This window comes from Saccharopolyspora pogona (assembly GCF_014697215.1).
In the GTDB taxonomy this organism is placed as follows: domain Bacteria; phylum Actinomycetota; class Actinomycetes; order Mycobacteriales; family Pseudonocardiaceae; genus Saccharopolyspora; species Saccharopolyspora hattusasensis.
In genome coordinates, this window is the sequence record NZ_CP031142.1 from 28,305 (window position 1) to 44,438 (window position 16,134).

The 16,134-nt window shown below is 64.9% G+C and carries 6 protein-coding genes; all 6 read left to right on the top strand.

Features of this window, described 5'->3' with window-relative positions; genetic code table 11:
• The first annotated feature begins 46 nt into the window (after positions 1–46).
• Positions 47–7,057 (top strand): hypothetical protein, encoded by a 7,011-nt coding sequence (locus DL519_RS00020; protein WP_190824587.1) that lies wholly within the window; start codon positions 47–49, stop codon positions 7,055–7,057.
• 42 nt (positions 7,058–7,099) lie between these two features.
• On the top strand, positions 7,100–8,092 hold the full coding sequence (locus DL519_RS00025; protein ID WP_223838271.1) for a hypothetical protein: 993 nt from the start codon (positions 7,100–7,102) through the stop codon (positions 8,090–8,092).
• Between the two features lie 635 nt (positions 8,093–8,727).
• Positions 8,728–10,002, top strand: coding sequence for a YrhB domain-containing protein (locus tag DL519_RS00030; protein WP_190812354.1), 1,275 nt, complete (start codon positions 8,728–8,730; stop codon positions 10,000–10,002).
• A 183-nt stretch (positions 10,003–10,185) separates the two neighbouring features.
• Complete coding sequence (locus DL519_RS48215) at positions 10,186–15,072, top strand: WXG100-like domain-containing protein (RefSeq protein ID WP_263399534.1); 4,887 nt, start codon at positions 10,186–10,188, stop codon at positions 15,070–15,072.
• Positions 15,073–15,113: 41 nt separating this feature from the next.
• Complete coding sequence (locus DL519_RS45205) at positions 15,114–15,485, top strand: hypothetical protein (protein ID WP_223838272.1); 372 nt, start codon at positions 15,114–15,116, stop codon at positions 15,483–15,485.
• Positions 15,472–15,936 carry a hypothetical protein gene (locus DL519_RS45210; RefSeq protein WP_223838273.1) on the top strand — a complete coding sequence of 155 codons (465 nt, stop codon included), beginning with the start codon at positions 15,472–15,474 and terminating at the stop codon, positions 15,934–15,936. Before DL519_RS45205 ends, DL519_RS45210 begins: the two co-directional genes overlap by 14 nt.
• Positions 15,937–16,134 lie beyond the last annotated feature (198 nt).

Below are 16,134 nucleotides of genomic sequence, written 5' to 3' on the forward strand. Positions count from 1 at the left end.
CGTCGATCTCGGTGCGCTGCCTGATCGGGAGCTGGCGGATTCAGATGTGTCGCGGGATGTGGGTGCGGCGGAGCAGGGTGGGGCTGAACAGGACGCGTGGTCGGATGGGGGCGTTGATCTTGGTGCGTCTGTTGATGAGGTGATGGGGGATTCAGGTGGGGAGGGGCAGGCTGAGGCATTGCTGTCCGATGGGGACGAGGATCGGCAGGCGGAGTTGGAGGCGTTGCGGGAGTCGGATGCGGCTGTGCAGGGGGAGTTGGGGGAGGCGCGGGAGGGGCTGGGCGAGGTTGTGCAGGAGCAGGTGGAGGGGGTGGCTGGTGATGTGGGGCGGGATTTGCGGGTTGCGCAGTTGCGGGAGTCGTTGGAGGAGGCTGAGTCTTATCTGGCTTCGTTTGAGGAGGTGCCGGGTTGGGATGAGGTTGTGGGGGCGGATTTGGCGGCGTTGCCGATGTTCGATCAGGCTTTGCGGAGGGATTGGGAGCAGGCGCGGGGGCGTGTCGAGGCGTTGCGGGCGGAGTTGGCCGGGATGGTGGATGACGAGGGCGAACCGGCCGGGGAGCACGTGGGTGAGTCTGGGGAGGGATTGGGCGAGGCTGTGCAGGAGCAGGTGGAGGGGGTGGCTGGTGATGTGGGGCCGGATTTGCGGGTTGCGCAGTTGCGGGAGTCGTTGGAGGAGGCTGAGTCTTATCTGGCTTCGTTTGAGGAGGTGCCGGGTTGGGATGAGGTTGTGGGGGCGGATTTGGCGGCGTTGCCGATGTTCGATCAGGCTTTGCGGAGGGATTGGGAGCAGGCGCGGGGGCGTGTCGAGGCGTTGCGGGCGGAGTTGGCCGGGATGGTGGATGACGAGGGCGAACCGGCCGGGGAACACGTGGGTGAGTCTGGGGAGGGATTGGGCGAGGCTGTGCAGGAGCAGGTGGAGGGGGTGGCTGGTGATGTGGGGCCGGATTTGCGGGTTGCGCAGTTGCGGGAGTCGTTGGAGGAGGCTGAGTCTCATCTGGCTTCGTTTGAGGTGTTGCGGGGTTGGGATGAGATTGTGGGGGCGGATTTGGCGGCGTTGCCGATGTTCGATCGGGGTTTGCGGGAGGGCTGGGAGGAGGCGCGGGGGCGTGTCGAGGGGTTGCGGGCGGAGTTGGCGGGGATGGTGGGTGACGAGGGTGAACCGGCTGGGGAACACGTGGGTGAGTTGGGGGAGCACGTGGGTGAGTTGGGGGAGGGGCGGGCTGCGGGATTCGTGCCGGCTGTGATTGTGACGTTGGCTGAGGTGACGGGTCGGATGGAGCGGCATTTGCGGGCGATGCCGCCGGAATTCAATCCGAATCGTGTGCGTGCGAATGTCGAGACCGCGAAGCAGTGGGTGCGGCAGGGGCAGTGGACTCCGGCGCAGTTGCAGACGGTTGAGTCGAGGTTGGGGGCGATGCAGGCGGCGGAGATGAAGTTGCGCAATGCTCGCCGGGCGAAGGTGAGTGAGGTGTATGTGCGGGCGAAGCACGCGATTGCGCAGGGGCGTGTTCCGGTCACGTATTTCGGGGATGGTGTGCCGGGTGGGGTGAGTTCCCGGCCGGATGTGCGTCTGGGGGTCGAGGTCGAGTTCAAGCTCCCGGGCGATAATTTCGGTGCGCGGGTCGACAGTCTGGGGGCGGAGCTCGAACGAGAGGGGCTGGTGGATTGGCGGACGGCCCATGGTTCGAAGCTGGTTTTCAAGAAGGACGCCGCGGCGATCGCGGCCGGCGGTAAGTGGGTGTTGCTCAAGGAGTCGAAGCCTTTCGAGGTGGAGGCGACATCGCCGGTCCTGCGTAATGACCGTGGTGACGGTGTGTGGCCCAGCATGGAGAAGTTGCTGAGCGCGGCACGGCGGCAGGGTGGTTATGGTTCGGAGTCAGGGGGGCATATCAATGTCAGTTTCGACTGGCCGTTGACCCCCCGGCAGCACGTGCGTGTGGCGCAGGTCGCGAAGGTCTTCGAGGCGTTGCTTTTCCGGTTGGGCAACGTCGCGGGCAGCGATGGGTCGAAGCAGCGTGAGGGCGGGTATGCGGGGCCGATTCCGCTCCCGTCGGATCCGTACACAGTGGACGAAGGTGGTGGGAATGCCGACTCGTACTATCCCGTTCACGACCCGGACGACAAGTATCGTGCGGTGCGTGTTGAGGCTTTTGGGGCCGAGGGCGATCGGTTGGAGTTCCGGCTTTGGGCTGGGGACGCGGGTGAGCTGACCAGGAATCCCGGGTTGTGGCAGGTGCGTGCCGAGTTGAGCGCGGCGATCATGCTGGCCGGTACCGATCCGGCGATCTACCGGGAGCTGGATCGGTTGATGGGTGATCCGGATCTGCTGGGTTATGACGACCAGTCCAGGAATGAGGGGGCCTGGCTGGAGAAGCTGGCGGAGTTCCTGGAGTTGTTGCCGCTGAGCGAGTCCGCGCAGGCGCAGGTGGTGCAGCTTTTCGCCTGGACACGGCCGTGGAAGTTGACTGGTGACGATGCCGGTCATTCGGCGCTGGTCGTGGGCCTGCCTGAACAGTCGGTGTTGTTCCCGGGCCCGGATGTTTCGAAGGCGCAGGTCGTCGCCGAGGCGTACTCGTACCAGTTGTACAAGTACGCGAGTCTCGTCGTGGCCCGGTTGGCGCCGGACGGTAACGGGATTCTCCTCCGGAATGGCGTTATCGATTTCGAAAGTTTCGCCGGGTTGCTCGAAAAGCGCATGGTCGGGCGGGGGAACGATCTGTGGACGTTGCTGGCGATTCCCGGTGCTCCCGCTGCGTTGCTGGCGGAGGTGCTCGCGGTCGTTGAAGGACCGGTGTTGGCGACGGTGCAGGAGGTGTACAAGACCCCGGACGGTCGTCTGCTCGCCGGTGTTTACGAGACGGATCAAACCGGTCGTGTTCACTTCCGTCTCAGCAACGGTGGGTGGATGGAACTCACCGACGAGAACCCGTTCGGTGAGTTTACTGGTAAGGCTGATCTGGGCGAGGCGTTGACGGACTCCAGGACCAGACTGTATGGCGAACCCGCGGAGGCGTATCGGTACTGGCCCGCACGCGGAACGGAGAACCCGCATGTGCCGGAGGGTGCCGCGACGTCGGGAACAGCGCCGGTGGGAACAGCGCCGGCGGAGGGGTTTGCTGGTGGGGGCCTGGCCGGTCTGGCGGAGGCCTCGGCTGGTGTTCCGGCTGGTGCGGCGGCGTCGGGAACAGCGCCGGTGCGGCCGTGGTCGAGCTTGGGTGCGGTGCCGGCGGAGGAGCGGGCGTGGCACGACGCCGGCCTGCCGCAGGATGCGCAGGCGATCGGCGGGAGTGAGTTGGGGGCTGGGTATCGGTTCCTGAAGGGGGCGAACCAGGCCAATTACCTCTCTGGTGATGTGCGTTTTCAGGTGAATTGCCAGGAGGCGTTTGTGGCGTTCCATAATTCTTTGAAGTTCAACCGGCAGTTTGTGGCGGGGCCGGCTGGTGATGATCGGGATCCGGCTCGGTTGGTGGTGGCGTTGGGTCGGGAGCCCCGGCGGGTGGGTGGTGTGGCTGAGCTTGAGCGGTATGTGGGGAGCGGGCCGGTGGGTGTGGCTGTGCCGGTGATTTACCAGCGAGCGGACGGTAGTGCGCATGTGATCGCTGCGGTGCATGCAGGCGACCGCGATCGGCAAGGGCGGGTGGATCTGCTGGATCCGCAGACGGGGGAGCCCGTTGCGAAAGCTGATGTTTCCGCGGTGGCCGGGATGTGGGTGATTCCGGTGTCGGGGGTGGGACCGGATCGGGAGGTGGTGCTGCCGCCCAGTGGTTCCGGACTGCGGCACCTGGGCTGGGGCGCCGGGCTACCCACCGAAGTGGCAGGTCCCAAACGCGGGGGCGGTGTGTCTGGGCCGGTGGCGGGCGAAGCCGGCACGAAGGGCACGAAGGGCACGAAGAGGACCCGGGAGGCCGGCGAGAGTTCTTCTTCCGGGGCGTCCATGCAGTGGAAGGCGGTAGCAACCGCTGCTGGCGTTGATTCCGGGAATCAAGGCGGCGAGGGCGATGGAACCGCGCCGACGGATCAAGCAGCACAACAGGACCCGGGGGTTACGGAGCAGCAGAAGAAAAAGCGCAAAAAGCAGGAAAAGAACGCGAGGGAGCACCAGGCGTGGAAGGCCGAAGCCGACCTGGTTGCGAGGTTGCAGAGGGAGAGGCAGTCGGCTCTGGAGGAGGGGAAGCAGCTGGATCCGGAGAAGGCCAAGCAGCTGGCGCAGCTCGAGCCGAAGGTGAAGCAGCGGAAGAAGAAGCACAGCGACGTTGTCAGGAATTCTAAAAGGGCGAAAAAGGCCGCCGACGCCGACGCATTTGCGAAATTAAAGGAGTTGGAGGAGCAGGGGCAGCTGACTCCGGAGCAGCAGGCCGAGCTCAATTTGCGGCGGGAAATAAAAAAGGACGAAACGTTGGAAAGTCGGCTGGAGCGTCGAGCATCGAAACTGAAAAACGAGTCTGCGGAGATCGAGGTGTTGGAGGCGTTGCCGCAGAGCGCCGAGGTTGAGGACAGGCTGGGTGCGTTGCGGACGGTGATGCCTAGGTGGGCTGGTTCTGCGGAGCAGTTGAAGGAGACGAGGGAAAGGCTGAAGAAAAATAGGGCGGCGCTGAAGTCGATGCAGGCCCGGGGGGAGACTGGGCCCGGGCAGATTGCGGGCGTGGAGGCAAGTGGGCAGCAGAATGAGCAGGATGCAATGGTGTTGAGTGAGGGATCGGAGTTGGCTGGGGCTGATCGGGACGAACGGGACGCGCGGTCGGATGGGGGCGTTGATCTTGGTGCGTCTGTTGATGAGGTGATGGCGGATTCAGGTGGGAAGGGGCAGGCTACGGCATCGCTGTCCGATTTGGACGAGGATCGGCAGACGGCGTGGGAGAAGGAGTCTCGGGAGGGGCTGGGCGAGGTTGAGCAGGAGCAGGTGGGGGGTGTGGCCGGTGATGAGGGACGGGATTTGCGGGTTGCGCAGTTGCGGGAGAGGTTGGAGCAGGCTGAGTTTGATCTGGCTTGGTTTGAGGCGTTGCCAGGTTGGGCCGAGGTTTCGCAGGCGGATTTGGCGACGTTGCCGATGGCCGATCAGGGTTTGCGGCGGGATTGGGAGGAGGCGCGGGGGCGTGTCGAGGCGTTGCGGGCAGAGTTGGCCGGGATGCTGGATGACGAGGGCGAACCGGCAGGGGAACACATGGGTGAGTCTCGGGAGGGGCGGGCTGCGGCATTAGTACCGCCTGCGATTGCGAGGTTGGCGGAGCTGACGGGTCGAATGAAGCGGCATTTGCGGACGATGCCTCCGGAATTCAATCCGAATCGTGTGCGTGCGAACGTCGAAACTGCGAAGAACATGGTGCGGCAGGGTCATTGGACTTCCGCGGATTTGCAGAAGGTTGAGTCGAGATTGGGGGCGATGGAGGCGGCGGAGAGTGCGTTGCGCAATGCTCGCCGGGCGAAGGTGCGTGAGGTGTATGTGCAGGCGAAGCAGGCGATTGGGCAGGGGGGTGTTCCGATCACCTACCACAAGGACGGTGTGCCCGATGGGGTGAGCTCCCGGTCGGACGTGCGTCTGGGGTTCGAGGTCGAGTTCAAGCTCCCGGGCGATGATTTCGATGCGCGGGTCAACAGTTTGGGGGCGGCGCTCGAACAAGAGGGGCTGGTGGATTGGCGGACCGCTCACGGCTCGAAGCTGCTGGATGAAAAGCTGAAGGCCGAGGCGATTGTGGCCAACGGTAGGTGGGCGTTGCTCGTGGAGGGGGAGCGTTTCGAGGTGGAGGCGACATCGCCGATCCTACGTAATGACACTGAGCGGCCCGTCAGCGAGCAGGTGTGGCCCAGCATGGAGAAGTTGCTGAGCGTGGTACAGCGGCAGGGCGGTTTTGGTTCGGAGTCAGGGGGGCATATCAACGTCAGTTTCGACCGGCAGTTGACCCCTGTGCAGTACGTGCGTGTGGCGCAGGTCGCGAAGGTCTTCGAGGCGTTGCTCTACCGGTTGGGCAACGTTGCAGGCGGCGATGGGTCGAGGCAACGCGATGTCGCGCATGCGGCGCCGGTTTCGCTCCCGTCGGATCCGTACACAGTGGATGAAAACGGTGAGAATGCCGACTCGTACTATCCCGTTCCCGACGCGGGCGATAAGCACAGCGCGGTGCGTTTTGAAGTCTTTGGGGCTGAGGAACATCGGCTCGAGTTCCGGGTGTGGGCTGGGGACGCGGGTGAGCTGACCAAGAATCCCGGGTTGTGGCAGGTGCGGGCCGAGTTGAGCGCGGCGATGATGCTGGCCGGTACCGATCCGGCGATCTACCCGGAGCTGGATCGGTTGATGGGCGATCCGGATCTGCTGGGCTATGACGACCAGACGAGGGATGAGGGGGCCTGGCTGGAGAAGCTGGCGGAGTTCCTGGAGTTGTTGCCGCTGAGTGAGGTTGCGCAGGCGCAGGTGGTGCAGCTTTTCGCGTGGACACGGCCGTGGAAGTTGACTGGTCGCGTTGGCGACTACCCGGCGCTGATCGTGGGCCTGCCCGAACAGTCGGTGTTGTTCCCGGCCCCGGGTGCTTCGAAGGCGCAGGTTCTCGCCGAGGCGTACTCGTACCAGTTGTACAAGGACGCGAGTCTCGTCGTGGCCCGGTTAGGGCCGAACGGTGACGGGATTCTCCTCCGGAATGGCGACGAGATCGATTTCCAAGGGTTCGCACAGTGGCTCGAGTTCCGCCGTGTCGACCCAGCGCTGGCGCGCGGGCTCTCGCTACGCGACTTGTGGACGTTGCTGGCGATTCCCGGTGCTCCCGCTGGGCTGCTGGCAGAGGTGTGTGAGCTCATGAAGGGACCGGTATTGGCGACGGTGCAGCACTTGTACAAGACGGACGACGGGCGTCTGCTCACCGGCGTTTACGAAACGGATCAAACCGGTCACGTTCAATTCCGTCCCAGCAACGGTGGGTGGATGGAATTCACCGAGGAAAACCCGCTCGGCGAGCTTACTGGTAAGGCTGATCTGGGCGAGGCGTTGATGGTTTCCAGGACCAGGCGTTGGCCTGACAAGCCCGCGGAGGTTTATCCGTACTGGCCCGCACGTGGATCGGGGTCGTGATGTTTGATGAGCTGGGGGTGGTGCCCCATGGAAGGACGGAACGTGTCCGTTGGTGATGAGCGCGTGGTAGGGATGCATGATGTGTTGCTGGGGCTTGCCGGCCGGGTGTCGGATGAGTTTCTTGCGACGGCTCGGCAGCGGTTGGCGGAGGGCGCGATCGGCCAGGTTGCTGAGTCGGTGTGTCAGGAGTTGGCCGCTGGTGGTGTGGCGCTGTCCTTACGGCAGATGGGTGTACTGGCCGAGTTCTTGCCCGGCTCCGCGACCTCGATGTTCAGCCGTATCCCGATCGGTGATGAGCAGCGGGTTCTGGCGTGGCATTTCACCGGCACCCCGGCCGAGCCTGTGGGTGTCGATGGTGCGGGGGTGGCTGGGTTGGTGGCGGTGTTGTCGGATACCGCTGGTGTCCGGGGGTTGTGGTGTGCGTGGCGCGGCCCGGTCAGTGGTCAGGGGCCGTGGTTGCCGGTGTATGTGGTGGAGGCCGGAAGTGGCGTCGATCCGGTGGGGTTGACGGGTCGGCTTCAGCGGGCGCTGGTGGTGGCGGGTTCCGGTGTGCCGCGGGTGGAGGTGGTGGTGCCGGGTGGTGAGGTGCCGGTGTATCAGCGGGCGGCGCGGTCTTATGGCCGGTTGGTGTGGGCGGCGACTGAGCCTGTCGGGCTGAGCTTGGCGCGTGTCTTTGATGGTGTCGATGAGGCCGGGGAGCCGGTGTTCGAGGAGGATCACCTGCGGCTGCTCGATGCGGTGGAGCGGGACCGGGTGCTGGACTACCTTCGTGCCGGCACTGTGATCCTGGATACGGATTCCACAATGGATGATGTGGTGGATCGGTCGCGGGGGTCTGTGGTGCCGGTGAGTTTCCGTTCCGATGGGGTGTGGATCTGGCCGGACATCGTCTGTTACTACCTGGAGCAGCACGGGTTGGCTCCCGACGAACAGTTGCTGGCCCACATCCGCACCGCCGACCGCCTGCCTGCACCTCTGGATGCGGTAACCGTGCACCGTGTCCTGGAGTATCTGTCCGGCCCGCAGGATGTGTAGTCCTCGTCGTTAGCGACTCGGTGAACCGCCAGACGTGGTTGTCGGTGGTCGGGGCGTCGTCAAGAGCGCCCGGACAAGGACTGCGTACGGGTGGCCCGCCGGGATTGTTGGGGCGAGTAGCGTGACGATAAGACGGTGTTCGGCGTGCCGGATGACCACCGGCTGGTGTTCACCGCCGAGGAGTTCGGCGGTCGCCTACATCGCATAGGTTTTCCACCCGGCCGAAGGCCCAGTCACTATGTGGTGCCTGGGCCTTCAGGCTGGAGAAGGTTGTGCACATCCTCAGGAGGATCCCTCACCGGTGCCGACGCGCACTCACTGAGCGCGCAGGAGTCTCGCACTCACGGGCTCGCCGATCCAGGTCCGGTGTGCCCTCGTTGACGCTCAGCTCCTGGACCAGCTGCGTGATCGGCGTGCCCGCTTCCTGGGATTTCCGGACCGCACCCTTCCTGAACTGTTGATCAAAATGTCGCCGTTGCAGCGCCAGCACTCTCCATCGGCGGTGTCTCTTACGAGGAAGCCTAGTGGTCCGGGGGGGCAGGTTGTGGCTGACCTTCGGGTAAGTGGCTTGGAGGTTGGGTGTGGTGGGCTCATACTTCGCTGGAGATGGTCTGGCGGGTGAGGGGCGGAGCGGCATGAACGAGCTCGCGGAGCGGGCGCGCTCCTGGTTGCGCGGCACTTATGGGCAGGGTGTGGTGTTGAGGGGTGAGGAGGCGATCCTCTCGACGGAGCGGGCTGCGTTCTTCGGTTGCCGCTATGTGGAGTCTGACGAGCCGATGTTGGCGGCGACGATCTGCGTGCCGCTGGACGGGGCGGAGCCGTTTCCCGCGTCTAATGCCGGTCCGCTGGATGAGGCTCTCAATTTGTCGGGGTCTGAGCCGGGGTCGTGGCGCTGGCGGGTCAATGCGAGTAATTGTGTGATCGCGACGGATGCTGCGGTGAATTGCTGGCCTGCTTCGGCGTTGCCGTGGGATCCGGCTGGTGAGACGCCGGGTTGGTGGGATCGGCTGCTGGCGGCGTATTTCCCGGATGCGGAGGTGTTGACCTGCGCGACGTGGGAGGCTGCGAGAAGCGCCATTGCGGATGGGGGTGTGGGGACTCGGGCTGTGGTGTGGTTGCGTCGTCAGCTCGACGGGCGTGAACTGGCCGGTCACCTGTTGTATGCGGATTACGCGGATGACGCCGTGGTCTTTCTTGATGGTCTGCGGGGGACGTTCGCGGAGCAGAACGACGCCGAGGTAGCTGAGCTTGTGGTGGCGCGTTTCCGCTGCCCGCAAGGTGATTCGGTCGGCGGGCTGCTGCCGTGGGAAGTCGCGGCGGACGAATTCGCTGGGGCTGTTGAGAAGGCGGAGGCGTGGCTGGGATACCGCTATGACGGGGAGGTGGGGCTTGTCTCTCCTGATCCGGTCGATGAGACTGAGCGTGGCTGGTTGTTCGCTTGTACCACCCGGAGTTTCCAGGACAGTGGTGACTGGCGTGACCAGATGCTCGACGCGGCTGTGGTGGTCCCGAAAGCGGCTGGTGAAGAGCCGTTCGGTCTGCCCAACCGTGATCCGTGGGCGTGGCTGGATGACTGGAACGCCGGGAAGCCGGGGTTGATGCCGCCGCCGGAGCCCGCGCAGGCTGCGTGGTTTGGTCCGATGGTGGCTCAGCTCGGACCCGTGGTCGGTGTTAGCGTTCATGAGCATTGGTTCGGTGTTTTGGAGGAGATCGCTTCTTTTCCCGCGCAAACCCAGGTGCTGGTGTGGTTGCGCAGGAGGGATACCCGGGGCCGGGAGAGTGTCGGGCACCTGTTGGTGGCTGTGAACGCTACCGATGGTGTTCGGCTGTTTGATCCGATGGATGGGCGTGCTCAGCCGCTTATCGAAACCGCACCGTTTGAGCTCCGGGTCATGCGCTTTGGCTCGTGAGTACGAATACGTGCTGCAGTTCCCCTTTCACTCGCGAACATATCGTTGGTTTGGGTACCGGGCGGCTGAGGTCGCCCGGCTACCGGGTTTTTGTGTCTCACCACGCCGGTGGATCAAAAGGCTGATTCCCGTATACGTCGTTGCTGCCCTGGGTTGTGGCGGCGTCGGGGTTGGGTGGTTGTGATGTTTTCGTCGATCATGGTGCCGGAGGGGGTGAGGCGGCTTTTTCAGGTGTTGACGGGTGAGGATATGACGGATGCGGATGAGGGTGTGTTGTTCGCGGTGGCGGATGCGTTGGAGTCGGGTGCGGTGGGGGTGGGGGAGGTGGGGGGTTTTGTGGCGGAGTTGGTGGGGAAGGTGCGGACGGAGTTTTCGGGGAAGGCGGCGGACCGGTTCGCGGGGGGTTTGGAGGTTTTCGATGGGTTGTTGTCTTCGGGGGAGGGGGCGTTGCGGGAGTTGGCGGTGTTCGTGCGGGATCTGGCGCGGCAGGTGCGGTATTTGAAGTTGGTGACGATTTATGGTTTGGAATTGTTGTTGTTGGAGATGGCGTGGGCGGTGGCGATGGCGGGGGCGACCGGTGGTGCGTCGATGGCGTGGCTGGCGGCGCGGATGGCGGTGATGCGGTTGTTGTTGTCGCGGTGGTGGGGTCAGTTGTTCATGCGGTTGGCGATGGCGGCGGCCGGTGGTGTGGCGTTCAACGTGGTACCGGATCTGCAGGCCCAGTTGCAGATGCTGGGTGAGAAGTCGGGTGACAAGTGGGACGGGAAGCTGACCGAGCAGGCGGCGGGAATGGGGGCGTTTTCGGCGTTGGTGTCGCTGCCGATGTCGGCGCTGGGTGGTCTGGTGAGCAACGCGTTGACGACGGTGCTGGTGCGGGGGCTGGGCGATGAGGTGGACGCGGCGATTCTGGAGGCGGCGGTGAGGCGGGCGGTGGCCGAGCATGCGGAGTTGTATCCGGTGTCGGCGATGGCGCGCTTCGCGGATGTGGTGGGGGAGCATTTGGATGTTTATGCGGGGATGTCGGTGCGGGGCATGTGGTCGGCGCGGTTCGGCAGCGGGATCGGGGAGGCGTTGGAGAACGCGTTGTCGGAGTTGTTCGGGGAGGTGGGGTATCTGGTGGCCACGGGCCAGGAAGTGACCTGGAACCCGTTCTCGGTGACGGCGGGCTTCTTCGAGTCGGTGTTCTCCGGTGTGGGGAATCTGGCGGGTTTGGCGTGGCGGGGCAAGCTGCACCCGGAAGGCCCAAGCCCGTACCTCGAGGGCACCAGCCGGCGTGAGGGCACCACCACCGATGGTGGCGGGTTCGACGAGGAGAAAACCCCACTGCTGGGAACAGGGTCCGGGTCGCAGACAGGGAACACCCCTGGCTCCCCGGGCAAGGACAACACGTTCGATGCCTCCGATTCCTCGAAGCCCTCGGATGCCTCGAAGCCGTCTGATGTGGACTCTGTTTTCCCGGTCAGGCCGGTGGATTCGGCTGCGGTGTCGGTGCCCTCCCGCAAGGACCCCGTGGTGTCCGGTTCCTCTCCGGTGTCTGCCGTTGTTGTGGGTGGTACGGACGGTAAGAGGGGCGCCGATGACAGTGTGCCGGGCGGAAAGCCGGCTCGTGGTGTTCCGGTGGTGCCCGGTTCCGGGCAGGACCGGCCGGTGACGCCGCTGCCGGCGTATTCCGATGGGGTAGTGGGTTCCGGGCAGGATCGATCGGTGACGCCGCCGCCGGCGTACCGTCCGGTTGCCGGTGGCGATCCGGTGCCCGGAGGGCATGGTGTGGATGTGCCGGGGAACCGGCCGCTGGAGGTGCTTACCTCGCAGACACCGGACTCACCGGCGGTGACCCCACATGCTTCTGGTGTGCCCGCGGATACCGCGTTGCCGGAGACTGGCAGGCCCGGGTCTGCCGTGGACTCCGACACTGGTGTGCCCGCGGATGCCGCGTTGCCGGAGACTGTCAGGTCCGGGTCTGTCGTGGACTCCGGCAGTGGTGTGCCCGCGGGGCAGCCGACGTCGCCGAATGGGATGCCCGGCCGCGATGGGGATTCCCATGTGGACTTGGTTGCGGCGCATGGGGATTCGCATCGTGTGGATGGGGCTGCGGTGTCGCCGGATTCGGCGATGGTGCCGGTGGAGGGGTCGCAGGCGGTGCCGTATCTGCGGCAGGATCCGGCGGCGGTGCTGCCTGTGGGGTTGCCGGTGGACACGGTGCGGGTGCCGGTGCCCGCGGATGTGGTTGCTGGTGGCGGGTTGGTGGAGTTCGTGCGGGGCGGTGTGGCGGATTCAACGGGCGGGCCTGTGCTGCTGGTGTCCCCAGGCAATTCGACTGCGGGTGTGGTGGTATCGCCTGGTCAGGGTTCGGCCCTGGCGCAGGGTATGGGGCGTGATGTTGTCGCGATGACGCCGGGACAGGGCGGGCGCACACCGCAGTGGACGGTATTCGGTGCGGATGGATCGGCTAGGCCGCTGGCCGGGCCCGGTGCTCCGGTGCCGGCCGGGGGGCGTGGGGGCGTGGCCGGTCTGGCGGACGCCACGACTGCTGTTCCGGCTGGTACGGCAGCGTCGGGCACAGCGCCGGTGCGGGAGTGGTCGGACTCGGATGTGCGGGGGGAGATCGAGCGGGCGAGGCAGCTGGAGTTGTCCCCGGAGGACAAGGACGCGGTGCGGCTGATTGTGCAGGGCACGCATGACATCCGGAGGCTGGCTGGTCGGGGCGCTGCCGTGTCGCTGGACGAGGTGGTGGCGTTGGTCGCGGCCAAGCGCCGCGAGCTCGGCCGTGATCACCGGAACCAGCTCGGCCGTGATCATCGGGGCCAAGTGGTGGAGTTTTCCCGGGAGTTGGCGGACAGGCTGGGCACGGAGGGCAGCGGGCTGAGCATCCAGGCCGGGGCCGGGCCGGCGGATCAGGCGGGGCGTTCGGGGGAATCCGCGGCGGGATCGGGTCGGCACACCAGCGGTGGGCCTTCACTGTCGGGTGCTGCGGTGCCGGTGGATGACACCGCGGGCGCTGCCGGGGATCAGAGGGGGCCGGAGGAGCAGGCTGCGTCGACTGTGGTTGAGATTCGGGAGCGGATTGCGGCTTTGCAGGATGCGGTGGAGTTGCTTGAGGCGCAGAAGGCGGAGTTGGAGGCGGTGCAGGAGCGGGATGAGGATCGGCAGGCGTTGTGGGAGTCGGAGAGGGCTTTGCAGGCCGAGTTGGCGGTGTTGCGGGCCGAGTTGGCGAAGTTCGTGCCGGCTGGGATTGCGAGGTTGGCTGAGCTGACGGGTCGGATGGAGCGGCATTTGGGGGCGATGCCGTCGGATTTCGATCCGAACGGTGTGCGTGCGAACGTCGAAACTGCGAAGAACATGGTGCGGCAGGGGGACTGGACTTCGGCGGATTTGCACAAAGTTGAGGAGAGTTTTCCTGGAGCGGAGGCGGCGGAGAGGGCGTTGCGCAATGCTCGCCGGGCGAAGGTGCGTGAGGTGTATGTGCAGGCGAAGCGGGCGATTGCGCAGGGGCAGGGGCGTGTTCCGGTCACTTATTTCGAGGACGGTGTGCCGGGTGGGGTGAGCTCTCGGCCGGACGTGCGTCTGGGGTTCGAGGTCGAGTTCAAGCTCCCGGGCGATAATTTCGATGCGCGGGTCGACAGTCTGGGGGCGGAGCTCGAACAAGCAGGGCTGGTGGATTGGCGGGCCGCCCACGGCTCGAAGCTGGTTATTAAGAAGGAAGCGGAGGCGATTCTGTCCAACCATAGGTGGGTGTTGCTCAAGGAGTCGGAGCGTTTCGAGGTGGAGGCGACATCGCCGATCCTGCGTAATGACACTGAGCGGCCCGTCGGGGAGCAGGTGTGGCCCAGTATGGAGAAGTTGCTGGGCGCGGTACAGCGGCAGGGCGGTTTTGGCTCGGAGTCAGGTGGGCATATCAATGTCAGTTTCGTCTGGCAGTTGACTCCTGTGCAGTACGTGCGTGTGGCGCAGGTCGCGAAGGTCTTCGAGGCGGTGCTCTACCGGCTGGGTAACGTTGCAGGCGGCGACGAGTCGAAGCAACGCCACGTCGGGCACGCTGGGCCGATTTCGCTTCCGTCGGATCCGTACGCGGTGGACGGCACCGGTGCCGACGGGTACGACTCCCTTCCCAACCCGGACGATAAGTATCGTGCGGTGCGTTTTGACGCCGTTGGATTTGACAGCGATCGGCTTGAGTTCCGGGTGTGGGCTGGGGACGCGGGTGAGCTGACCGGGAATCCCGGGTTGTGGCAGGTGCGGGCCGAGTTGAGCGCGGCGATGATGCTGGCCGGTACCGATCCGGGGATCTACCGGGAGCTGGATCGGTTGATGGGTGATCCGGATCTGCTGGGTTATGACGACCAGACCAGGGATGAGGGGGCCTGGCTGGAGAAGCTGGCGGAGTTCCTGGAGTTGTTGCCGCTGAGCGAGGCCGGGCAGGTGCAGGTGGTGCAGCTTTTCGCCTGGACACGCCCGTGGAAGCTCAGCGATGTAGAAGAAGGCTACCCGGCGCTGATCGTGAGCCTGCCCCAACAGTCGGTGCTGTTCCCGGCCCCAGGTGCTTCGAAGGCGCAGGTCGTCGCCCAGGCGTACTCGTACCAGTTGTACAAGGACGCGAGCCTCGTCGTGGCCCGGATGACGTCAGACCGTTCCGGGATTCGCCTCCGGAATGGGCAGGCGATCAATTTTGCGGATTTCGCCCGTTTGCTCAACGCGTACCACGTCGGACGCGAGTCGTTATACAACGAAGAAATGTGGACGGTGCTGGCGATTCCCCGCGCCTCCAGTGAGCTGCTGGTAGCGGTGCTGCAGGCCGTTAACGGACCGGTATTGGCGACTATTTCGGACGTGTGCAGAACACCGGACGGGCGTCTGCTTGCCGGAGATTACGAACGGCAAAGCGATGGTCGCGTTCAATTCCGTCCCGCCAGAGATGGGTGGATCGAAGTCACCAACAACGAAGACGAGCCCGGCCGGTTTACTGGTAAGTTTGATCTGGGCGAGGCGTTGATGGATTGCAGGACCAGACTTTTGCCCGGCGATCCTGCTGAGGTTTATCGGTATTGGCCCGCACGTGGATCGGGGTCGTGATGTTTGATGAGCTGGGGGTGGTGCCCCGGGGAGGGACGGACGTGTCCGTTGGTGATGAGCGCGTGGTAGGGATGCATGATGTGTTGCTGGGGCTTGCCGGCCGGGTGTCGGATGAGTTTCTTGCAACGGCTCGGCAGCGGTTGGCGGAGGGCGCGATCGGCCAGGTTGCTGAGTCGGTGTGTCAGGAGTTGGCCGCTGGTGGTGTGGCGCTGTCCTTACGGCAGATGGGTGTGCTGGCCGAGTTCTTGGCCGGCTCCGCGACCTCGATGTTCAGCCGTATCCCGATCGGTGATGAGCAGCGGGTTCTGGCGTGGCATTTCACCGGCACGCCAAGCGAGCCTGTGGGTGTCGATGGTGCGGGGGTGGCTGGGTTGGTGGCGGTGTTGTCGGATACCGCTGGTGCCCGGTGGTGAGGTGCCGGTGTATCAGCGGGCGGCGCGGTCTTATGGCCGGTTGGTGTGGGCGGCGACTGAGCCTGTCGGGTTGAGCTTGGCACGTGTCTTTGATGGTGTCGATAAGGCCGGGGAGCCGGTGTTCGAGGAGGATCACCTGCGGCTGCTCGATGCGGTGGAGCGGGACCGGGTGCTGGACTACCTTCGTGCCGGCACTGTGATCCTGGATACGGATTCCACAATGGATGATGTGGTGGATCGGTCGCGGGGGTCTGTGGTGCCGGTGAGTTTCCGTTCCGATGGGGTGTGGATCTGGCCGGACATCGTCTGTTACTACCTGGAGCAGCACGGGTTGGCTCCCGACGAACAGTTGCTGGCCCACATCCACACCGCCGACCGCCTGCCTGCACCTCTGGATGCGGTAACCGTGCACCGTGTCCTGGAGTATCTGTCCGGCCCGCAGGATGTGTAGTCCTCGTCGTTGGGGGTGCGGCCGGGCGGTGTGTCGGAGGGACGTCCACTCCGCCCGACCGCTACGAATACGTGCTGTCGTTCCCCGTCACTCGCGAGCATATTCGTCGAATGTGACGTCTTCATGGATTCGAGTGGCGTGGTGAACCTTGCTGCTTGAAGGAGCCGTGTGTTCGTTGTGAGAAGCGTGTTGTGGTTC

Bases quoted from the DNA above. Each gene is read 5' to 3' on its own strand.
- DL519_RS48215 (WP_263399534.1), top strand. From the start codon at position 10,186: ATGTTTTCGTCGATCATGGTGCCGGAGGGGGTGAGGCGGCTTTTTCAG.
- DL519_RS00030 (WP_190812354.1), top strand. From the start codon at position 8,728: ATGAACGAGCTCGCGGAGCGGGCGCGCTCCTGGTTGCGCGGCACTTAT.